The sequence below is a fragment of the uncultured Arenimonas sp. genome (assembly GCF_963976025.1).
In the GTDB taxonomy this organism is placed as follows: Bacteria; Pseudomonadota; Gammaproteobacteria; order Xanthomonadales; family Xanthomonadaceae; genus Arenimonas.
The window spans coordinates 1-20562 of sequence record NZ_CAXBJS010000010.1; the positions used below are offsets into that span (position 1 = coordinate 1).

General features: G+C 70.6%; 17 protein-coding genes. 10 read left to right on the forward strand and 7 right to left on the reverse strand.

What is annotated here, in order from left to right:
- Positions 1-293 precede the first annotated feature (293 nt).
- From holA to tldD, 8 genes are read left to right on the forward strand one after another with little or no spacing between them, the layout of a single operon-like run.
- On the forward strand, positions 294-1325 hold the full coding sequence (gene holA, locus AACZ35_RS01470) for a DNA polymerase III subunit delta (protein ID WP_339825185.1): 1032 nt from the start codon (positions 294-296) through the stop codon (positions 1323-1325).
- A complete protein-coding gene (gene nadD / locus AACZ35_RS01475) occupies positions 1322-1963 on the forward strand; it encodes a nicotinate-nucleotide adenylyltransferase (RefSeq protein WP_339825187.1) in 642 nt (213 codons plus the stop codon). The genes holA and nadD overlap by 4 nt, the downstream gene beginning before the upstream one ends.
- 48 nt (positions 1964-2011) lie before the next feature.
- On the forward strand, positions 2012-2425 hold the full coding sequence (gene rsfS, locus AACZ35_RS01480) for a ribosome silencing factor (protein WP_339825189.1): 414 nt from the start codon (positions 2012-2014) through the stop codon (positions 2423-2425).
- On the forward strand, positions 2425-2895 hold the full coding sequence (gene rlmH / locus AACZ35_RS01485) for a 23S rRNA (pseudouridine(1915)-N(3))-methyltransferase RlmH (RefSeq protein WP_339825191.1): 471 nt from the start codon (positions 2425-2427) through the stop codon (positions 2893-2895). The genes rsfS and rlmH overlap by 1 nt, the downstream gene beginning before the upstream one ends.
- A gap of 17 nt (positions 2896-2912) precedes the next feature.
- Entirely contained in the window at positions 2913-3482 is a 570-nt protein-coding gene (locus AACZ35_RS01490) for a Maf family protein (RefSeq protein WP_339825194.1), read from the forward strand.
- Positions 3483-3492: 10 nt separating this feature from the next.
- On the forward strand, positions 3493-4974 hold the full coding sequence (gene rng, locus AACZ35_RS01495) for a ribonuclease G (protein ID WP_339825197.1): 1482 nt from the start codon (positions 3493-3495) through the stop codon (positions 4972-4974).
- 6 nt (positions 4975-4980) lie between these two features.
- Entirely contained in the window at positions 4981-8898 is a 3918-nt protein-coding gene (locus AACZ35_RS01500; RefSeq protein WP_339825200.1) for a YhdP family protein, read from the forward strand.
- Between the two features lie 58 nt (positions 8899-8956).
- Positions 8957-10399, forward strand: coding sequence for a metalloprotease TldD (gene tldD, locus AACZ35_RS01505; protein ID WP_339825202.1), 1443 nt, complete (start codon positions 8957-8959; stop codon positions 10397-10399).
- 5 nt (positions 10400-10404) lie between these two features.
- On the opposite strand, the gene yjgA is transcribed toward tldD, so the two are convergent.
- Positions 10405-10944: a ribosome biogenesis factor YjgA gene (gene yjgA / locus AACZ35_RS01510; protein ID WP_339825205.1), complete on the reverse strand. Its 540-nt coding sequence runs from the start codon at positions 10942-10944 to the stop codon at positions 10405-10407.
- Positions 10945-10979: 35 nt separating this feature from the next.
- Here yjgA and pmbA point away from each other — a divergent pair, with 35 nt between their 5' ends.
- On the forward strand, positions 10980-12350 hold the full coding sequence (gene pmbA, locus AACZ35_RS01515) for a metalloprotease PmbA (protein ID WP_339825208.1): 1371 nt from the start codon (positions 10980-10982) through the stop codon (positions 12348-12350).
- Positions 12351-12426: 76 nt separating this feature from the next.
- Positions 12427-12777 (forward strand): DUF4870 domain-containing protein, encoded by a 351-nt coding sequence (locus AACZ35_RS01520; protein ID WP_339825210.1) that lies wholly within the window; start codon positions 12427-12429, stop codon positions 12775-12777.
- A gap of 63 nt (positions 12778-12840) precedes the next feature.
- Here AACZ35_RS01520 and AACZ35_RS01525 read toward each other — a convergent pair whose 3' ends face one another.
- The 6 genes from AACZ35_RS01525 to AACZ35_RS01550 form a co-directional block, all read right to left on the reverse strand.
- Positions 12841-13722, reverse strand: a complete 882-nt coding sequence (locus AACZ35_RS01525) for a polyprenyl synthetase family protein (RefSeq protein WP_339825212.1) — start codon at positions 13720-13722, stop codon at positions 12841-12843.
- The gene (locus AACZ35_RS01530) at positions 13712-13969 is read right to left on the reverse strand and encodes an exodeoxyribonuclease VII small subunit (protein ID WP_339825214.1); all 258 of its coding nucleotides are present in this window, start codon (positions 13967-13969) and stop codon (positions 13712-13714) included. The genes AACZ35_RS01525 and AACZ35_RS01530 overlap by 11 nt, the downstream gene beginning before the upstream one ends.
- A gap of 32 nt (positions 13970-14001) precedes the next feature.
- A complete protein-coding gene (gene tilS, locus AACZ35_RS01535) occupies positions 14002-15270 on the reverse strand; it encodes a tRNA lysidine(34) synthetase TilS (protein WP_339825216.1) in 1269 nt (422 codons plus the stop codon).
- Between the two features lie 28 nt (positions 15271-15298).
- Positions 15299-16258 carry an acetyl-CoA carboxylase carboxyltransferase subunit alpha gene (locus AACZ35_RS01540; protein WP_188662756.1) on the reverse strand — a complete coding sequence of 320 codons (960 nt, stop codon included), beginning with the start codon at positions 16256-16258 and terminating at the stop codon, positions 15299-15301.
- 72 nt (positions 16259-16330) lie between these two features.
- On the reverse strand, positions 16331-19780 hold the full coding sequence (gene dnaE / locus AACZ35_RS01545) for a DNA polymerase III subunit alpha (RefSeq protein ID WP_339825227.1): 3450 nt from the start codon (positions 19778-19780) through the stop codon (positions 16331-16333).
- 58 nt (positions 19781-19838) lie between these two features.
- Positions 19839-20462 (reverse strand): YkvA family protein, encoded by a 624-nt coding sequence (locus tag AACZ35_RS01550; RefSeq protein ID WP_339825230.1) that lies wholly within the window; start codon positions 20460-20462, stop codon positions 19839-19841.
- Between the last annotated feature and the right edge of the window lie 100 nt (positions 20463-20562).

The following is a 20562-nucleotide window of genomic DNA, read 5'->3' on the forward strand; positions in this document are numbered from 1 at the left end:
CGACCCCTACAGCCCGCTGGGCCAGGACCTGGCCACCGCGCTCGAACGCGCCGGCGCCACGCCCGCGGTAGCGGGCCAGCCGGCCGCCACGCTGCAGGTAATGACCGAATCCATGCGCACCCGCCCGCTTACCTACGAAAGCGGCGCCAGCGTGCGGGAGTACCAGACCCTGTACCGGGTGGAGTTCCAGCTCACCGGCGCCGACCGCACGCTGCAGGTGCCGCGCCAGACCGTCGAGCTCACCCGCGAATACACCTACGACGCCGTCGGTTCGATCGGCTGCGCGCCGACTGATGGAGCTGCGCCCGGCCCAGTTCGCGCGCCAGCTGGCCGCCGAACCGCTGCGCCCGGTCTACCTGGTGGCGGGCTCCGAGCCCCTGCTCGTGCAGGAAGCCGCCGACGCCGTGCGTGCCCGTGCCCGCGAGCAGGGCTACGGCGAACGCGAGGTTTTCGACGTCGATTCGGACTTCGACTGGAACCGGCTCAGCCAGGGCATGGCCTCGATGAGCCTGTTCGCCACGCACCGCCTGTTCGAATTGCGCATGCCCACCGGCCGGCCCGGCAAGGAAGGCGGCGAAGCCCTGCGCGAATTCTGCGACAACCCGCCGCCCGACACCGTGCTGCTGGTGACCTCGCAGGAGTGGAGCAAGAAACACGCCGGCAAGTGGAGCGAGGCCATCGCCAAGGCCGGGCACCTGGTGGTGTTCTGGCCGCTCAAGTCGCACGAGCTGGGCGACTGGCTGCTCCAGCGCCTGCGCAGCCGCGGCCTGGTGGCCACGCCCGATGCGGTGCAGCGCCTGGCCGACCGGGTCGAAGGCAACCTGCTGGCCGCCGCCCAGGAAGTGGACAAGCTGGCCCTGCTGGCCGGTGGCACCCGCGAAGCGATCGACCTCGACCAGATGGAGAAGCTGGTCGCGGACTCCTCGCGTTTCGACGTGTTCACCCTGGTGGATGCGGCCCTGGCCGGTGAATCCGCCCGCGCCGTGCGCATGCTGGCCGCGCTGCGCGCCGAGGGCGACCAGGTGGCCGGGCTGATGCCGATGGTGGCCAAGGAAGTGCTGGGCCTGTGCGCCCTGGCCCGCGCCAGCGAAGGCGGCCGCCTGGCGGCGGCGATGCGCGATGCCCACGTCTGGCAGAACAAGCAGGCGGCCTACCGGCGCGCGATCGAACGCCACCCGACCTCGCGCTGGGAACAGTTCGTCGCCGAGTGCGGCCGCATCGATCGCAGCGCCAAGGGCCGCGGCGACGGCGACCCCTGGCTGCAGCTCGAACGCCTGCTGGTGGCCATCGCCGACGGCCGCGCCCGCGGCCTGCTGGCCTCGTGAGCCTGCGCCTGCTCTACGGCGGCACCTTCGACCCGGTGCACGCCGGCCACCTGGCCGTCGCCCGCGCCGCCCGCGACACCCTGCGCGCCGCCGTGCACCTGGTGCCGGCCGCCGTGCCGCCGCACCGCGGACCGACCGCCGCCAGCGCCCGGGACCGCGCCGACCTGCTGGAACTGGCGGTGGCGGGCGAGCCCGGCCTGGCCGTCGATACCCGCGAACTTCGCCGCAAAGGCCCGTCCTACACGGTCGATACGCTGCGCGAGGCGCGCGCGGACATCGGGTCGCGGGCGCCGCTGGCCTGGCTGATCGGCGCCGATGCCTTTCGCGGCCTGCCCGCCTGGCACGACTGGCGGGCGCTGTTCGACCTGGCCCACTTCGTGGTGGCGGTGCGGCCGGGCCACGGCCTGGAAGACCTGCCCGAGGCCCTGTCCGAGGCCTGCGCGGGCCGCTGGGCAAAGGCGCCCGCCGCGCTGTCGGAGTCCGCCGCCGGCCGCCTGTTCAGGCTCGACCTTCCGCCGCATCCGGCGGCCGCCAGCGAGCTGCGCCGGCGTCTGGCGGCCGGCGAGGACCCCGGCGACTGGCTGACGCCGGCCGTGGCGGCCGAAATTTCCCGCCGCGGGCTGTACCGGGCGGCTTAAGGTGGTCCGGCGTATAATCCGCACCCGAATTCACCCAATGAGCTGCCCTTGACCACCCAAGCCCACGTCATCAAGACCCGGATGCCCGATCCGGCGCCCTCGCCGGAAGCCCTGCTCGAGCAGGTCCATGCCGCGCTGGAGGAAATGAAGGCCAAGGACGCCGTCGAAATCGACGTTCGCGGCAAGACCAGCATCGCCGACTACCTGGTGGTCGTTTCCGGCACGTCCACCCGCCACGTGAAGTCGGTGGCCGACGAAGTCGTGAAGTTCTCCAAGAAGTGCGGCGTCATGCCGCTGGGCGTGGAAGGCGAGCGCGAGGCCGAATGGGTGCTGGTGGACCTGGGCGACGTCATCGTGCACGTCATGCTGCCGCGCGTGCGCGAGTTCTACGCGCTCGAACGCCTCTGGACCGTCGGCGACCAGCCGCCCGAACAGTCCCCCGAGGATTCCCCGGAATCCTGATGAAGGCCCGGCTGCTTGCAGTCGGGGAGAAGGCGCCCGGCTGGGTCGCCGAAGGGTTCGCCGAGTACCAGAAGCGGCTTTCGCACTGGCTGCCGCTCGATCTCGTCGAAGTGGCTCCGGGCATGCGCGGCAAGGGCCGCGACGCTGCCCGCGCCATGGCCGACGAAGGCGGGCGCGTCCAGGCGGCCCTGCCACGTAATGCCTGGGTGGTCGCGCTCGACGGCCGCGGCAAGGCCCACAGCTCCGAAGAACTCGCCCAGCGCCTGGAACACTGGCGCCAGCAGGGCCGCGACCTGGTTTTCCTCATCGGCGGCCCCGAGGGCCACGCCCCCGAGGTGCTGGCGGCGGCCGACGAACGCTGGTCGCTGGGCCCGCTGACGCTGCCGCACATGCTGGTGCGGCTGGTGCTGGCCGAACAGCTGTACCGCGCCTGCAGCCTGCTCGCCAACCATCCCTACCACCGGGCCTGACCGGCTATCCTTGGGCGATGCTCTACCTCGCCTCGCAATCACCGCGCCGCCGTGAACTGCTCGCCCAGTTGGGCCTGGAGTTCGGCCTGCTCGATGTCGATGTTCCCGAGCAGCGCGAACCCGGCGAACCGCCCGCCGCCTACGTCAGCCGCGTCGCCCGGGAAAAAGCCGGCGCCGGCCTGCTGCAGGTGGTCGCCAGCAAGGGCGCCGTGGTCCTGGGCGCCGACACCGAGGTCGTGCTCGACGACGAAGTATTCGGCAAGCCGGCCGACGCCGCCGACGCCGCGCGCATGCTGCGCCGCCTGTCCGGGCGCATGCACGAATGCATCTCGACGGTCTGGGTGCTCAGCGCCGGCCGCGAACAGCACGCCGCCTGCGTCACCCAGGTGCGCTTCGAAAAACTCACCGACGCCCGCATCGACGCCTACATCGCCACCGGCGAATGTTTCGGCAAGGCCGGCGCCTATGCCATCCAGGGCCGCGCCGCGGCCTTCGTGGCCCATCTTGCCGGCAGCCACTCCGGCGTGATGGGCCTGCCCTTGCACGAAACCGCGCGGCTGATGCGCGATTTCGGCCTCATGGACTGAGGAGCGACCCGTGTCGGAAGAAATCCTGGTCAACGTCACCCCGCGCGAAACCCGCGTGGCGGTGGTTGAAAACGGCATGCTGCAGGAACTGCACATCGAACGCGCCTCGCGCCGCGGCGTCGTCGGCAACATCTACAAGGGCCGCGTGCAGCGGGTGATGCCCGGCATGCAGGCGGCCTTCGTCGAGATCGGCCTCGAACGCGCCGCCTTCCTGCATGCCTCCGACATCCTCAGGCCGGCCACGCCAAGCGGCGAAGGCGAGGGCGAGGTAGTGGCGCCGTCGCCGCCGCCGGCCATCACCTCGCTGGTGCACGAAGGCCAGGAAATCGTCGTGCAGGTGGTCAAGGACCCGATCGGCAGCAAGGGCGCCCGCCTCACGACCCAGGTGTCCATTCCTTCGCGCTACCTGGTGTTCCTGCCGCATTCGCGCGTGCTGGGCGTGTCGGCGCGCATCGAGGACGAAACCGAACGCACCCGGCTCAAGACCCTGGTCGGCGAACTGGCCAACGGCAGCGGCCAGGGTTACATCGTGCGCACCAATGCCGAAGGCCAGCCCGACGAGGCCCTGGCCGAGGACGTGGCCTACCTGCGCAAGGCCTGGGACGTGATCCGCGAAGCCAGCGCCAGCAGCAAGGTCGGCCAGCGCATCTACGAAGACCTGGCGCTGCCCCTGCGCGCCGTGCGCGACCTGATGCGCAAGAACGTCGACACCGTGCGGGTCGATTCGCGCGAGGCCTACGACCGGCTCAACGACTTCGCGCACAAGTTCATGCCCGAACTGGCCGCGCGCATCGAGCACTACACCGGCGAACGCCCGATCTTCGACCTCTACGGCGTCGAGGACGAAATCCAGCGCGCGCTGCAAAAGGAAGTGCCGCTCAAGTCGGGCGGTTACCTGGTGATCGACCAGACCGAGGCCATGGCCACGATCGACGTCAACACCGGCTCCTTCCTGGGCCAGCGCAACCTCGAGGAAACCGTCTACCGCACCAACCTCGAAGCGGCCCAGGCGGTCGCCCGGCAGCTGCGCCTGCGCAACCTGGGCGGCATCATCATCATCGACTTCATCGACATGACCGACGACGAGCACAAGCGCCAGGTGCTGCGCACGCTCGAAAAGGGCCTGGCGCACGACCACGCCCGCACGTCCTTCCACGAATTCTCGCCGCTGGGCCTGGTCGAGATGACCCGCAAGCGCACCACCGACAGCCTCGAACGCCAGCTGTGCGAACCCTGCCCCGAGTGCAACGGCCGCGGCACGCTCAAGACCGGCGAAACCCTCACCTACGAAATCTTCCGCGAGATCACCCGCGCCGTGCGCCAGTTCGAGGCCCAGCAGCTGCTGGTCATCGCCTCGCCCAAGGTGGTCAACAAGATCACCGACGAAGAATCGGCCGCGGTGGCCGAACTCGAGGAATTCCTGGGCAAGACCATCCGTTTCCAGGCCGACGAGCAATACGCTCAGGAACAATACGACGTGGTCCTGCTCTAAGACGGCATGACCAGCCCGCTGCGCCGCCGCTTCCGCCATGCCCGCCGCGTGCTGGGTTACGGCTTCCTTGTCCTGCTTATCCTGCTGGCGACCGGCGTCGGCGCGCTCAACCAGCTGCTGCCCCTGGTCGAGAGGCACCCGGACAAGGTGGCCAACTGGCTTTCCGAACGCCTGGGCGAACCGGTGGCCTTCGAAAGCGCGCGCGGCGAATGGACCCGCCAGGGCCCGCGTTTCACCCTGGGCGGCCTGCGCATCGGCGAAGGCGAACGCCAGCTCGAGGTCGGCCAGGCCGAGCTGCTGGTCGCCGTGTATTCGGGCCTGCTGCCCGGCGAACCGCTGACCGCGCTGAAGGTGCGCGACCTGTCCCTGGTGCTCGAGCAGGGCGAGGACCGCCGCTGGCGCCTCGCCGGCCTGCCGTTCGAACCCAAACCCGGCGTCGATCCACTCGATACGCTCGAAGCCCTGGGCGAACTGCAGGTCGAACGCGCCCACCTGCAGGTGCGCTCGCCGGCCCTGCGCGCGCCGCTGGAAATGGCGCGCGTGGACCTGCGCCTGCGCGTGGACGGCGAAACCGTGGTGGCGGGCGTGCGCGCCTGGGCCGACATCGCCACGCCACCGCTGTCGGCCGTGGCCGACCTGCGCCGCGACGACTGGTCGGGCGAACTCTGGGCCGGCGGCAACGACCTGGTGCTGCAGGCCTGGTCGGCGCAGATGGCCGACACCGGCGTGGTGCTGGCCGGCAAGGGCAAGCTCGACCTGTGGGCCCGCATCGACAACCAGCGGGTCATGGACGTGCGCAGCCGCGCCGAATTCGCGCCGCTGGCGATCGGCGCCCGCCAGCCCTGGCTGCCGGGCACCGACGAGCGCTTGACGTCGCCGCCGGTGGCCTACGAATCGGCCAGCCTGCTGGCGCGCTGGCAGGCCGGCGACGACGGCGCCTGGCAGCTGCACGCGCCGCGCCTGCAGCTGCACGAACCCGGCCGGGCCGAACCGCGGCACATGGACGGCCTGTGGCTGGCCGGCGGCGAACGGTTCGCGCTGCGCGCGCCGCGCCTGGACCTGGTGACCGTGCGCCAGTGGGCCAGCCTCAGCGCCCGCGTGCCCGACGGCCTGCGCCAGTGGCTGCACCGCGCCGCGCCCGAAGGCGAACTGCGCCAGGTGCGCGTGCAGGGCCGCGACGACGACTGGCAGGCGTCCGCCGAGCTGGAAGGCATCGGCTGGGGCCCCTACGGCGGCCGTCCCGGGCTGCAGGCGCTGGCCGGCCACGTGGCCATGGACCAGGACGGCGGCGTGCTGCAGCTCAGCCCCGGCCCCGCGTCCTTCCAGTGGCCCGAACGCTTCCGCGAACCCCTGGATTTCCGGCTCGAAGGCCTGCTCGGCTGGTGGCGCGACGGCGCCGGCTGGACGCTTGGCGCCAGCCGCCTGTCGATTCGCGGGCCTGATTACGGCACCCGGCTTCGCGCCGAACTGGCCTTCCAGGGCGATGGCAGCAGTCCGCGCATCGACCTGGCTGCCGTCGTCGATACCGCGCCGGTCACCGCGGCCGGCCGGTTCTGGGTGCAGGGCAAGATGCCGGAAAAAACCATCGAGTGGCTCGACAAGGCCCTGCTCGAAGGCGAGGTGCGCGACGGCCGCATCAGCCTGGCCGGCGACCTCGACCACTGGCCCTTCCGCGAAGGCGAGGGCCGCTTCGATGCCCGCGCCCGCGTGGCCGGCGCGCGCGTGCACTTCAGCGATGACTGGCCCGACGCCGAAGACATGGACGTCGACGTCGCCTTCGACGGCATCGGCATGACGCTAGATGGCCAGTCCGCGATCGCCGAAAACCCGGTTGATCGTCTGGTCGGTGGCATCGCGGATTTTCGCGATCCGCGCCTGCTGCTCGATGTTTCCTCGGCCACGCGCGCCGAAACCCTGCAGACGCTGATGCTGGCCAGCCCGCTGGCCGAAAGTTACGGCGAGCACCTGCGCGCCACCAGCATCTCCGGCCTGGCGCGGGTGTCGCTGCTGCTCGACCTGCCGCTGGTGGCCCGCCTGGAAGGGCGCCGCATCGAAGGCCAGCTCGACCTGGCGCAGGCGCGCCTGGCCGACCCGCGCTGGGACATCGTCTTCACCGAGGTCAGCGGCCGCACCCGCTTCGGCGCCGGCGGCTTTTACACCGAAGACCTGCAGGTGCTGTTCGACGACCAGCCGGGCGTCTTCAACCTGGCGGTCGGCAACGACACCGACGATCCGGCGCTGGCCGCGAGGGCGCGCCTGCTGGGCGAGTTCCCGGTCAAGGACCTGCTGGCGCGGCACCCGCCGCTGGCCTGGCTGGACCCGCACGTGGACGGCCGGGCGTTCTGGGACATCCGCGTCGACGTGCCGGCCGCGCCGGAAGGGCAGCCGGCGCCGCCCTCGCGCCTGCGCGTGGAAAGCGACCTGGCCGGCGTCAGCCTCGGCCTGCCGGCCCCGCTGGCCAAGGCCGCCGACCAGGGCCTGCCGATGCGCCTGGACGTGCCGCTGCCGGTAAGCAAGGGCGAGGTGCAGCTGCGCCTGGGCTCGCTGGCGCGGCTGCGCGGGCGCATCGACGAACAGGGGCGGCTGACCGGCGCGCTGCGCCTGGGCGAGGACGGCCCGCTGGACCTGCCCGATTCGGGCCTGGTGGTGCTGGGCCACAGCGAAACCCTCGACGCGGCCGGCTGGATCGGTTTCGCGGGCGGCGGCAAGGAAGCGGAAGCCGGCACGGGCGAGGGCGGCGGCACCGTGCTGCGCACCGTCGACCTGCGCGTTGACCAGCTGGACCTGATGGGCTCGGCCTTCGCCGACACCCACGTGCGCCTGGCGCGCGGCCAGGACCGCACCCGCGTGACCCTGGACGGCCCGGAGATCGCCGGCAGCATCGTCGTGCCGTTCGCCGAAGGCTCGGCCGTGGAAGGGCGCCTGGAGCGCCTGTACTGGCCCGAGAAGGCCCTGGTGGACGCCGACGGGGCCGAGGCGCCGGTGGTGTCTCCTGGCGGCCCTGGCGCCAGTGCGGCAGGCGATGACGCGAGCCCTGTGGCCGACGCCGGGCCGCCGGACGACCGCCAGGACCCGGGTGCGCTGCCGCCGCTGGACTTCCAGGTGCGCGACCTGCGCATGGGCACGCTGGTGCTGGGCGAGGCCACGCTGCGTGCGCATCCGGTGCCCGCCGGCCTGCGCATCGACACCTTCAGCACCCGGTCGGCGGGTTACCAGCTGGACGCGCAGGGCGACTGGCTGCGCACCGCGGACGGCGGCACCCGCTCGGACTTCGACGTACGTTTCTCGGCGCGGGCGCTGGGCGACCTGCTGGGCGCGTTCGGCCTGGTCGGCATGATCCAGGAAGGCCCCACCACCGGCCAGCTGGACGGCGGCTGGGTCGGTTCACCCGGCGAGTTTTCCCTGGCCGCCTTCGAAGGCCTGCTGAAGGTCGAAGTGGGCGAGGGCGCGCTGCTGGAAGTCGAACCCGGCGGCGGTGGCCGCGTGCTGGGCCTGATTTCCCTGGCCGAGATCCCGCGCCGGCTGACCCTGGACTTCAAGGATTTTTTCAACAAGGGGTTTGGCTTCAACAACATGGCCGGCGAGTTCGTCTTCGCCGACGGCGTCGCCCGCACCGACCTGCTGCAGATCAACGGCCCGGCGGCGGAAATCCGCGTCAGCGGGTCCACCAACCTGCGCAGCCAGCAGTACGACCAGCGCATCGAAGTGCTGCCCAAGGCCGGCGGCGTGCTGCCGGCGATCGGCGCCATCGCCGGCGGGCCGGTCGGCGCCGCCGTCGGCGCCGTGGCCCAGGCCGTGCTGCAAAAGCCGCTCAAGGAAGCCGCGCGGACCGTCTACCACGTCACCGGCGACTGGGCCGACCCGGTGGTCGAAGTCGTGGAAAAGGGCCCGCCGGCCGCGCCGCCGCCGCCGCGCCAGCCTTGAAGACCGCGTCCGCAGGCCGCATCTGGGACACTAAGGCCTTTCCCCAGCGAACCCCCGGATGACCCAGACCCTTACCCTGGCGCAATCGCGCCTGCTCACGCCTGCCGGCCTCGGCCTGGAATCGCTCGAGCCCGCCTTCGCCCGCCTGATGGGCCCGGGCGTGGACTACGGCGACCTGTACTTCCAGCATTCGCGCCGCGAAAGCTGGGTGGTCGAGGACGGCATCGTCAAGGACGGCTCCCACGCCATCGAACAGGGCGTGGGCGTGCGTGCGGTCAGCGGCGAAAAAACCGGTTTCGCCTACTCCGACGACATCCGCGCCGAAGCGCTGCTGGAGTCGGCGGCGGCGGCGCGCGCGATCAGCCGCGACGGCCGCGCCCAGTCCGCCGGCCACCGCGTGGTGGTGCCGGGCCGTTCGCTGTACCCGGCCATAGACCCGATCGAAGGCCTCGGCGCCGACGCCAAGATCAGCGCCCTGCGCGAAGTCGACCAGTGGCTGCGCGACGCCGACCCGCGCGTGCAGCAGGTCATCGTCAGCCTTTCCGGCGGCGTGGACACGGTGCTGGTGGCGCGCAGCGACGGCGTGGTCGCCGCCGACGTGCGGCCGCTGGTGCGCTTCAACGTGCAGGTGATCGTCGAACAGGGCGGCCGCCGCGAACAGGGTTATGCCGGCGCCGGCGGGCGTTATTCCTACGAAGAGCTGTTCGCCAACGGCAAGCCCCGCGAAGTCGCCGCCGAAGCCCTGCGTCAGGCGCTGGTGTGCCTGGAAGCCGAAGACGCGCCCGCCGGCACGCTGCCGGTGGTGCTGGGGCCGGGCTGGCCCGGCGTGCTGCTGCACGAAGCCGTGGGCCATGGCCTGGAAGGCGACTTCAACCGCAAGGGCACCTCGGTGTACGCCGGCCGCATCGGCGAACGCGTGGCCTCGCCGGGCGTCACCATCGTCGACGACGGCACCCTGGCCGGCCGCCGCGGTTCACTGAACGTGGACGACGAAGGCACGCCGACCCAGTGCACCACGCTTATCGAAGACGGCATCCTGCGCGGTTACCTGCAGGACACGCTCAACGCGCGCCTGATGGGCATGGCGCCCACCGGCAACGGCCGCCGCGAAAGTTTCGCGCAGCTGCCGATGCCGCGCATGACCAATACCTACATGCTGGCCGGCAACCACGACCCGGGCGAGATCATCGCCTCGGTGAAGAAGGGCCTGTACGCGCCCAACTTCGGCGGCGGCCAGGTGGACATCACCAGCGGCAAGTTCGTGTTCTCGGCCTCCGAGGCCTACCTGATCGAGGACGGCAAGGTCACCCGGCCGGTGAAGGGCGCCACGCTGATCGGCAACGGCCCGGAAGTGATGAACCGCGTCTCGATGGTCGGCAACGACCTCAAGCTCGACGAAGGCGTGGGCATCTGCGGCAAGGACGGCCAGTCCGTGCCCGTCGGCGTCGGCCAGCCGACCCTGCGCATCGACGCCCTGACGGTCGGCGGCACCCGCGCGTGACGGCCTCAGTCGGCTTCGGACGAATCAGCCAGCAGCTCGCGCAGCTCGCGGAAGAGTTCGCGGAAGGCGTGCGGCGGTTTGTTGCGGGTTTTTTCCAGGGCCGCGTTGCGGGCCAGCTGGCGCAGGTGCTGGCGGTCGGCCCCCGGGTGCTTGTCCAGCAGTTCGGTCAGCGCCCCGTCGCCCTCGGCGACCAGACGGTCGCGCCAGTATTCGACCTGGTGCAGGGCCTGCGCCTCGCGCCGGTGGTCGGACTTGTCGTGGTCGAGCGCGGCGCGGATTGCGTCCAGGGCCTCGGGCTCTTCCCGGCGCAGGTGTTTGGCCAGGAACTGCACCTGCCGCTTGTGGGCGATCTGCGCAGTGATGCGCTGCGCCGCCCGCGCCAGGTCGCGCAGGTCCTCGTCCATCGGGATCTGCACCAGGCGCGCCTCGGGCTGTTCGACCAGGCGCTTGGCCAGTTCAAGCACGGCCAGCGCATCGCGGCGTTCTTCGCTGCGGCTTGGGCCGAACTCACCTTCGTCTTCGTTGAATTGGTCTTCTTCGTGCATCGTCCACCATCCGTCCAAGGCGAAAGGATACGCCCATGAGCCACCCGGCCGCAGTTTCCGATGATTCCGCCCTGCGCCAGGAGCGCCTTTCCGAGGCCGCCCGGGAGGTCCTGCGCCTGGCCGCGGCCCGCGGCGCCAGCCAGGCCGACGTCATCCTCAACGACGACAGCGGGCTGTCGGTGAACGTGCGCCTGGGCGAGGTCGAGACGGTGGAACGCAACCGCGACCGCGGCGTCGCCGTCACCGTGTACTTCGGCCAGCGCAAGGCCAGCGCCAGCACCGCCGACCTGCAGCCGGGCAGCCTGGCGGCCACGGTCGAACAGGCCTGCGCCATCGCCCGCCACACTGAACCCGACCCCTGCAACGGCCTGGCCGACGCCGCGCGCATGGCCACCCAGGCCCGCGACTTCGATTCCTGGCACCCCTGGCCGATCGACGCCGACACCGCGATCGCCCTGGCGCTGGAGGCCGAGGCCGCCGGCCGCGAAGCCGACCCGCACATCAGCAATTCCGACGGTGCCTCGGTGCACAGCGGCGACAGCGTTTCGGTGTACGCCAACAGCCACGGCTTCCTGGGCGCCGAACGCGGCACCAGCCAGTCGATCAGCGTTTCTATGATCGCCGGTCGCGGCGACGGCATGCAGCGCGACTACTGGTACACCAGCGCGGTCTCGCCCGACGACCTCGAGTCACCCCGGCACGTGGGCCGCAAGGCCGCCGAGCGCACGGTCGCGCGCCTGGACCCTAAACCGATCCGCACCGGTGAATACCCGGTGCTGTTCGCGCCCGAAGTGGCGCGCAGCCTGGTCGGGCACCTGCTGCAGGCCGCGTCCGGCGGCGTGCTCTACCGCAAGGCCAGCTTCCTGGTCGACCACGCCGGCAGGAAGATCCTGCCCGACTGGTTCAACATCCGCGAACTGCCGCACCTGCCGCGTGGCCACCGTTCCTCGGACTTCGACCACGAAGGCGTGGCCACCGTCGATTCGGACCTGGTGCGCGACGGCGTGCTGGTGCGTTACCTGCTGTCGAGTTATTCGGCGTGCCGGCTGGGCCTGCAAAGCACCGGCAACGCCGGCGGCGCCCACAACCTGGACGTGGCCGCCAATGCCACCGGCCTGCACGAAATGATCCGCGGCATGGGCACCGGCCTGGTGGTCACCGAAATGATGGGCCAGGGCGCCAACCTGCTGACCGGCGACTATTCCCGCGGCGCCGCCGGCTTCTGGGTCGAAAAGGGCCATATCGTGCATCCGGTCGACGGCCTGACCATCGCCGGGCATCTACCGGCCATGTACCAGGCGATCGAGGCCGTGGGCGCCGACGTCGACAAGCGTTCGCACATCGCCATGGGCTCGCTGCTGGTGGGCCGGATGATGGTGGCCGGCGAGGCCGGCGCGGCTGCTTGACACTGCCTTCACTTGCCTTGACAGTAAACGGGTTGCGGCGCCGCGGGCGCTGCGTTTTCGACAGAAGGGGAGCCTCGTGAACGACACCATCCAGACCGCCGCACCGCAGGAAGACAGGACCATCGCGCTCATCACGCACCTGTCGGGCATCATCGCAAGCTTCATCGTTCCGCTGATCATCTGGCTGATCAACAAGGACAAGCCGGAAAAGTCCTGGATCACCGAGCAGGCCAAGGAAGCCCTGAACTTCCAGATCACCATCGTGCTGGCGTGGATCGTCGCGATCGTGCTGTCCTTCGTCGCCATCGGCTTCCTGCTGTATCCGGTCATCTGGATCGGCAACCTGATCTTCTGCATCCTGGCCGGCGTCGCCGCCAACAAGGGTGAAAACTACCGTTATCCGGTGACCCTGCGCCTGGTCTCCTGATCGCGCAGTCCCGCCAAAGAAAAAGCGGCCTTCGGGCCGCTTTTTTTTGTGGGAGGGAAGACCCTAGTGCTGTCGCTCGACGGCCAGGCGCGCCAGCGCCCGCAGCGGCTCGCGGTCGCCGCCCAGCCCGGCCAGGATGTGATCCATGCGCGCGACCTGCCGTGCCAGCGCATCGCGGGCGCCATCGGCACCGAGCAGCGAAGGGTAGGTGGACTTGGCCTGGGCCTGGTCCTTGCCGGCCGTTTTCCCCAGCTGCTCTGAGCTGGCTTCGATGTCGAGCAGGTCGTCGCGGATCTGGAAGGCCAAGCCCAGCGCGGCCGCGAAGTCGTCCAGCGGCTGCAGCACCGCGCCATCGTTCGTTCCCGCCAGCGCGCCCATCCGTACGGCGGCACGGATGAGGGCGCCGGTCTTGAGCGCGTGCAGGCGTTCGAGTTCTTCGAGCGCCAGCGATGCACCGGTGCCGGCCATGTCCAGCGCCTGGCCGCCGCACATGCCGGCGGCGCCCGTTGCGTTCGCCAGCGTCGCCAGCCAGGCCACGCGCAGCGCATGTGGCGCGCGAGTCTCTTCGGCCAACAGGCTGAAGGCCTGGGCCTGCAGCGCATCGCCGGCGAGGATGGCCGTGGCTTCGTCGAAGGCAACGTGCACGGTCGGCCGGCCGCGGCGCAGGTCGTCGTCGTCCATCGCCGGCAGGTCGTCGTGCACCAGCGAAAACGCGTGCACCAGTTCGACCGCGGCGGCGGGCGCGTCGAGCAGACCCTCGTCGGCCTGCACGGCGGCGCCGGCGGCATAGACCAGCAGCGGCCGCAGGCGTTTGCCGCCACCGAGCGCGGCGTGGCGCATGGCGGCATGCAGGGCCCGTGGCGACGCGTCGGTCGCCGGAAGCGTGGTTTCGATTCGGGCCTCGGCGCGCTGCAGCCAGCGCGCCAGGCGCGGGTCAGCCGGCATCGGGCTGGAAGGGCTGGGCGCTGTCGGGCTCGGCCGGGTCGGTCAGCAGGCGCACGCGAAGTTCGGCCTGCTCAAGCGCACCCTGGCATTGCCGGTAGAGGCTGACGCCGCGTTCGTAGGCGGCCAGCGATTCGTCGAGCGACATCTCGCCCTTTTCCATTTTCTGGACCAGCTGTTCAAGCTCGTCGAGCGAGGTCTCGAACTGCGCGACGGGCGACGGCGGCGATGCGGGGGTCTTGGCGGCCATGTCGTGAAGTTTGGGGCGTCGTTGCGTGGGGGTCAACCGGCACCGACATTCCATCGAAGCCGCGTTCCATGGGCAGTCAGCCAGTCCTGGAACGAGCCGGCGACAAGCAGGTCGCCGGCGGCGAGCAGGGTGCCGTCGGGGTGGCTGAGCAGGGGCAGGTGTCCACGTTCCCAGGGCGGGACGGCGTGCTTTAGCGTGGTGTGGTGCTCGCGGCCCGGCAGTTGCAGGCGTTCGCCGCCCTGCCGGGCGTGCACGCGCAGCGGGGTGTCGAAGGCGGCCGCGGGTTCAAGCCGGAGTTGGTCGCCGGTCGGCAAATCAAGTGGCTCCAGGCCGGACCAGGGGACGGTGAAGTCTTCGGGCAGCGGCGCCCGTTCCCTGCCTGCGTGCAGCAGGTCGCGCCAGCGGTGCATCACCGCGCCGGCCCAGGCGAATCGGGCTTCGGCATCGGGGCGGGATGCCAGCAGTTCGGTTTCGATGCTCGCGCAGGCATCACCCGGCAGCGGCGGCAATTCGAGGCCGGCGACCCAGGCCCGCAGCAGCCGGGCGCGCCAGGGCGGCGTTTCCTGCATCAATGCCGGCAGTGACAGCGTGGCCGGGTCCAGCCCCTGGACCCGGGCCAGGCGCCGCTGGTCTTCGCCGGCCAGTAGGTCGGCCTGCTGCGCCAGCAAATGCGCGCTGCGGGCAAGCGACAGGCCGGCCTGCGGCCAACGTTCGGCCAGGCGCGGCAGCACGTGGTGGCGCAGGAAGTTGCGGTCGTGCCGGTCGGATTCGTTCGAGGGGTCTTCCAGCCAGTGCAGGGCGTGCTCGCGGGCGTAGGCCTGCAGGGCCTCGCGCGGCACGTCCAGCAGCGGTCGCCACAGCCAGCCGTCCGCGAACGGGCGCAGCGGCCGCATCGCCGCCAGGCCGTCGCCGGCGCCGCGCAGCAGGCGCAGCAGCACGGTTTCGGCCTGGTCGTCGCGGTGGTGGGCGGTCACCAGCAGTTCGCCCGGGGCCAGCGTGCGTTCGAAGGCGGCGTGGCGGGCCGCGCGTGCGGCGGCTTCCAGGCCCTGGCCGGATTCGATCACGGTGACGCGGTGGACCTGCAGTTCAATACCCAGCTGGCGGCAGTTCCCGGCGCAGGCTTCGGCCCAGGCGGCCGACTGCGGATGCAGGCCGTGGTCCACGTGCACGGCGCGCAGGCCGCGCGCGCGCAGCGCCGGTTCACCAGCCAGGCGGTGCAGCAGCACGGTGGAGTCCAGGCCACCGCTGCAGGCCAGCAGCAGCGGGCCGTCGCGGGGAACCGGAGGCAGGGCGAAGGCCATGGCAGGGCGGGGCGCGCGGGCCCCGGGCTCAGGCCGCCTCGTAGGCGCCGTAGCGGCGCAGGCGCTGGTAGCGCTGTTCGAGCAGGGCGGGGGTTTCCAGGTGGTCCAGTGCGGCGAGTTCAAGCTGGATCTGCTGCTTGAGCGTGGCGGCCATCGCCGCCGGGTCGCGGTGGGCGCCGCCCAGGGGCTCGGGCACGACCTTGTCGATCAGCCCGTGTTCGAGCAGGCGCACGGCGGTCAGGCCCAGTGCTTCGGCGGCGTCGCGGGCCTTGTCGGCCGACTTCCACAGGATCGAGGCGCAGCCTTCCGGGGAAATCACTGAATAGGTTCCGTATTCCAGCATCAGCGTGCGGTCGCCGACGCCGATGGCAAGGGCGCCGCCGCTGCCGCCTTCGCCGATGACGGTGCAGATGACCGGGATCTTGAGCTCGGCCATTTCCAGCAGGTTGCGGGCGATGGCCTCGGACTGGCCGCGCTCTTCCGCGCCCACGCCCGGGTAGGCGCCGGGGGTGTCGATGAAGGTGAGCAGGGGCAGGCGGAAACGTTCGGCCATCTTCATCAGGCGCAGCGCCTTGCGGTAGCCCTCGGGGCGCGGCATGCCGAAGTTGCGACGGATCTTGGCCTTGGTGTCGCGGCCCTTCTGGTGGCCGATGACCATGACCGCGCGGCCGTCCATGCGGGCCAGGCCGCCGACGATGGCGGCGTCGTCGGCGAAGGCGCGGTCACCGGCGAGTTCGTGGAATTCCTCGAACATCAGGCCGATGTAGTCGTTGGTATAGGGCCGCTGCGGATGCCGGGCCAGCTGCGAAATCTGCCAGGGCGTGAGCGACTTGAAGATTTCGGCCGTGCGCGCGCGCAGTTTTTCCTGCAGGCCGTTGACCTCGGTCTCGATGTTCACCGCCGGGCCGGTGCTGGCCTTGCGCAGTTCCTGGATCTTGGCTTCCAGTTCGGCGATGGGTTGTTCGAAATCGAGGAAGTTTGGGTTCATTCGGCTGCCTGGAGCAAATACTCAGAATCGGGATTCTACCGGTCAAACGGCGGTGTTTGAACTGTGGGCGGGTCAGCCGCCCTGCTGCCAGGGCCGGTGCAGGGCCAGGCTGACCTGGCTGACGCCGGGCAGGGCGCGCAGCTGGCTCAGCAGGCCCGGTTCCGTGCGCACGCCCAGGGCGCCGTTCACGTCCAGGCTGCCGCGCGCCTTGCGCGGGCTCAGCAGGTCCAGGCGCAGCGGCGTGGCGCCGGGGCGGAAACCGGCCAGGGCCGTTTCCAGGCGCTCCCAGGCGCCCTTGGCGCGCAGGTCGACGGTGATCGACAGGCGCCGCGCGTGTTCGGCGCACAGAGCGTGGAAGTCCCAGCACTGCCGGGCGCGCAGCACGAAGCCGCCGCTGAACTGGTCTTCGGCCAGGTTGCCTTCGACCAGCAGGATGCGGTCGCGCGAGAGCAGGTGGCCCGATTCGGCGAAGGCTTCGCGGAAGAAGGCGACCTCGAGCTGGCCGCGGCCGTCCTCGAGGCGGGCGAAGGCCATCGTCTCGCCGCGCTTGCGCACGGCGCCGACCAGGCCGGCCAGCACCACGGCGGCTTCGCCGCGGCGGTCCTTCTTGGCCGACCAGATCGAATCGAGGTCGGCCAGGCTGGCGCCGACCAGGGAGGCCAGTTCTTCGCGCCAGGGGTCGAGTGGGTGGCCGCTGAGGTAGTGGCCCAGGGTTTCGCGTTCGCCCAGCAGCTTGGTTTCCAGCGGCCAGTCGGGCACCTCGGGCAGTTCGATGTGGATCGCCGGCGCGTCGCCGGCCTCGGGCACCTGCAGCAGCAGCGAAGGCCGGTTGGCGCCGATGCCGTCGAGCGCGCCGGCGTGCACCAGGGCTTCGAGCACGCGCCGGTTGAGCTTGCCGCTGTCCACGCGCTGGCAGAAATCGAGCAGGTCGCGGAACTCGCCGCCGGCCTTGCGTGCTTCCACGACGGCTTCGCAGGCGCCGCGGCCGACGCCCTTCACCGCGCCCAGGCCGTAGCGCACCGTCTTCGCGTCCAGCGCCTCGAACATGTAGCCGGAGGAGTTCACGTCCGGCGGCAGCACGGCCAGTCCGATCTCGCGCGCCTCGTCCAGGAACGTGACCACCTTTTCGGTGTTGTCCATGTCCGAGGACATGGTCGCGGCCATGAACTCGGCCGGGTAGTGCGCCTTGAGCCAGGCCGTCTGGTAGGCCACCAGCGCATAGGCCGCCGAGTGCGACTTGTTGAAGCCGTAGTCGGCGAACTTCTCCATCAGGTCGAAGATGGCGGTGGCGTTGCCGGGATCGATGTCGCGCTCGGCCGCGCCGGCCTCGAACTTGACGCGTTCCTTGGCCATTTCCTCGGGTTTTTTCTTGCCCATCGCACGGCGCAGCAGGTCGGCGCCGCCCAGCGAATAACCAGCCAGGACCTGGGCGATCTGCATCACCTGTTCCTGGTAGACGATCACGCCGTAGGTGGGCTTGAGGATCGGCTCGAGCAGCGGGTGCGGGTAGCTGACCTCGGCGCGGCCGTGGCGGCGGTCGATGAAGTCGTCGACCATGCCCGCGCCCAGCGGGCCGGGACGATACAGGGCCGCCAGCGCGATCAGGTCCTCGAAGGTCGAGGGCTGCAGCTTGCGGATGTACTCCTTCATGCCGCGCGATTCGAACTGGAAGACCGCAGTGGTCTGGCCCTTCGAAAGCAGCGCGTAGGTGTCCGGGTCGTCCAGCGGCAGCGCGATGATGTCCACCGGTTCGATGCCGGCGCGTTCGCGGCGGACATTGATGGCCTTCACCGCCCAGTCGATGATCGTCAGCGTGCGCAGGCCCAGGAAGTCGAACTTCACCAGGCCCACGGCTTCGACGTCGTCCTTGTCGAACTGGGTGACGATCGAGCGCGAGGATTCGCCCTTGGCCAGGTGCTCGGCGAACAGTGGGCTGAAATCCGTAAGCGGCGTCGGCGCGATCACCACGCCGCCGGCGTGTTTGCCGGCGTTGCGGGTCAGGTCCTCGAGGCTGCGCGCCAGGTCGACCAGGTCGCGCACCTCGTCTTCGGACTGGTAGCGGGCGATCAGTTCGGCCGAGGCCAGGTCGGCGTCCTTTCGGGCTTTTTCGCTCAGGCCCAGGGCGTCGTCGAGGGTGATGCCAAGCGTATTGGGGATCAGCTTGGCGATGCCGTCCACGAAACCATAGGGATGGCCCAGCACGCGGCCGCAGTCGCGCACCGCGGCCTTGGCGGCCATGGTGCCGTAGGTGATGATCTGGCTGACCTTGTCGCGGCCGTATTTCTGGCCGACGTAGTCGATGACCTCGTCGCGCCGGTCCATGCAGAAGTCGACGTCGAAGTCGGGCATGGACACACGTTCGGGGTTGAGGAACCGTTCGAACAGCAGGTCGTAGCGCAGCGGGTCGAGGTCGGTGATGCCCAGCGCATAGGCCACCAGCGAACCGGCGCCGGAACCGCGGCCCGGGCCGACCGGGATGTCGTTGGATTTGGACCAGTTGATGAAGTCCGCGACGATCAGGAAGTAGCCCGGGAAGCCCATGGACACGATGACGTCGAGTTCGCTGTCCAGGCGCGCGGCGTAGTCGGAGGCACTCTTGCCCGGCGCCAGGTCGATGCGGGCCAGGCGGCCGGCGAGGCCGCGATGGGCTTCTTCGCGGATCCAGCTGTCGAGCGTATGGCCCTCGGGCACCGGGAAGTCGGGCAGGAAGTACTTGCCCAGGCTCAACGCCAGGTTGCAGCGTTTGGCCAGTTCGACGGTGTTTTCCAGCGCCTCGGGCAGGTCGGCGAACAGCTCGGCCATTTCCTCGGGCGACTTGAGGTACTGCTCGCGGGTGTACTCGCGCGGGCGCTTGGGGTCGTCGAGCACGCGGCCGGTGGCGATGCAGACGCGCGCTTCGTGCGCTTCGAAGTCGTCGCGCGACAGGAAACGCACGTCGTTGCTGGCCAGCAGCGGCAGGCCCAGTTCGCCGGCCAGCGCCACGGCGGCGGTGTTGAAGGCGTCTTCGCCTTCGCGGCCGGTGCGGGTGAGTTCAAGGTACAGGCGGTCGGGGAAGGCGCGGGCCAGTTCGTCGAGCTGCTGGCGCGCGGCTTCCTCGCGCCCGCCCATCAGGCAGCGGCCAACCGGGCTTTCGCGTCCTGCGATGGCCACCAGGCCGGCGCTGTCGGCGTACAGCCACTCCGGCTGCACGGCGACGTAATCGCCGGCGTGGCCGTCGAGGTAGGCGCGGCTGATCAGCCGCGACAGGGCCAGGTAACCTTCCTGGTCCAGGCACAGCAGGGTGATGCGCGCCGGCGCGGCGCCGGTTTCAATCCACAGGTCGGCGCCGGCCAGGGGCTTGAGCCCCGCGCCTTCGGCCGCCTTGTAGAACTTCACCAGCGCGAACAGGTTGCTGGTGTCGGTGACCGCCACCGCCGGCAGTCCGAGCGCGGCGCAGCGCGACACCAGCTCCGGGATGCGGATGCTGGAATCGGTCAGCGAATATTCGCTGTGCAGGTGGAGGTGGACGAATTTCGGGGACATGCCGGCTGCCAAAGACCAGCCGGCAGTTTACCCCGGGGGCAGGGGTGCCCGCCCCCGATCACGAGACCCGGAACAGCGCCTGCAAGGGCTGGCCACCGGCATACGGGCGTGAGCGCACGTCCCGGCGCTGCTGCAGCAGGGCCAGTTCGGCCAGGCGGGTGTTTTCCCAGGCCAGGCGGCGCTCGGCGGCCGTGCCGCGCGGCTGTTCTTCCCGGCGGAAGGCGCAGAAATCGCCGTAGTCGAGCGACTGGTCGCGGAAGGCCGGCCAGGCCAGCTCCACCAGCAGGGCGTCGTCGAGGTGGCCGACCAGCGGCAGTTCGTCGGGAATCAGGTCGTTGACCTCGTGCAGGTAGCTGATGAGCAAACGCGAGCGTTCGCGCATCTCGGCGTCGAGCTCCCAGTCGCTGTCGTTGAGCATGCGCCGCAGGTGTTCGGCGCGGCGCAGGCGTTCGGCCAGGATGGCGACGGCGCGTTCGCGCGGCTGTTCCTGCAGCCAGCGGGCCAGGGTGACCAGCTGGTCGGCGGTCACCCGCGGCGCGTTCGGGTCAAGCTGGGCCAGCAGTGCATTGAAACGGGCGACGGCGGTTTCCTCCAGCGCCAGGTCACCGACGTGGCGGCGGCGGGAGTCGGCGGACTCGGGCGGCAGTCGAAGGGCGAGCGGATCGTGGAAGGTGGACAACATGGCGGACTCCCGGGGCAGGGGGCGCGGGGAGGATTCCCCGCGCACCTGCCTTACTCAGATGCCGTGCCAGCTTGCTCGGTTGCATCGGAATTCTCGCGTT

What these genes read in the sequence shown, in the direction of transcription:
- holA (WP_339825185.1), top strand. Translation starts at nt 294, where the DNA reads ATGGAGCTGCGCCCGGCCCAGTTCGCGCGCCAGCTGGCCGCCGAACCG.
- rlmH (WP_339825191.1), top strand. Translation starts at nt 2,425, where the DNA reads ATGAAGGCCCGGCTGCTTGCAGTCGGGGAGAAGGCGCCCGGCTGGGTC.
- AACZ35_RS01490 (WP_339825194.1), top strand. Translation starts at nt 2,913, where the DNA reads ATGCTCTACCTCGCCTCGCAATCACCGCGCCGCCGTGAACTGCTCGCC.
- AACZ35_RS01500 (WP_339825200.1), top strand. Translation starts at nt 4,981, where the DNA reads ATGACCAGCCCGCTGCGCCGCCGCTTCCGCCATGCCCGCCGCGTGCTG.
- tldD (WP_339825202.1), top strand. Translation starts at nt 8,957, where the DNA reads ATGACCCAGACCCTTACCCTGGCGCAATCGCGCCTGCTCACGCCTGCC.
- yjgA (WP_339825205.1), bottom strand. Translation starts at nt 10,944, where the DNA reads ATGCACGAAGAAGACCAATTCAACGAAGACGAAGGTGAGTTCGGCCCA.
- pmbA (WP_339825208.1), top strand. Translation starts at nt 10,980, where the DNA reads ATGAGCCACCCGGCCGCAGTTTCCGATGATTCCGCCCTGCGCCAGGAG.
- AACZ35_RS01525 (WP_339825212.1), bottom strand. Translation starts at nt 13,722, where the DNA reads ATGCCGGCTGACCCGCGCCTGGCGCGCTGGCTGCAGCGCGCCGAGGCC.
- AACZ35_RS01530 (WP_339825214.1), bottom strand. Translation starts at nt 13,969, where the DNA reads ATGGCCGCCAAGACCCCCGCATCGCCGCCGTCGCCCGTCGCGCAGTTC.
- tilS (WP_339825216.1), bottom strand. Translation starts at nt 15,270, where the DNA reads ATGGCCTTCGCCCTGCCTCCGGTTCCCCGCGACGGCCCGCTGCTGCTG.
- AACZ35_RS01540 (WP_188662756.1), bottom strand. Translation starts at nt 16,258, where the DNA reads ATGAACCCAAACTTCCTCGATTTCGAACAACCCATCGCCGAACTGGAA.
- dnaE (WP_339825227.1), bottom strand. Translation starts at nt 19,780, where the DNA reads ATGTCCCCGAAATTCGTCCACCTCCACCTGCACAGCGAATATTCGCTG.
- AACZ35_RS01550 (WP_339825230.1), bottom strand. Translation starts at nt 20,462, where the DNA reads ATGTTGTCCACCTTCCACGATCCGCTCGCCCTTCGACTGCCGCCCGAG.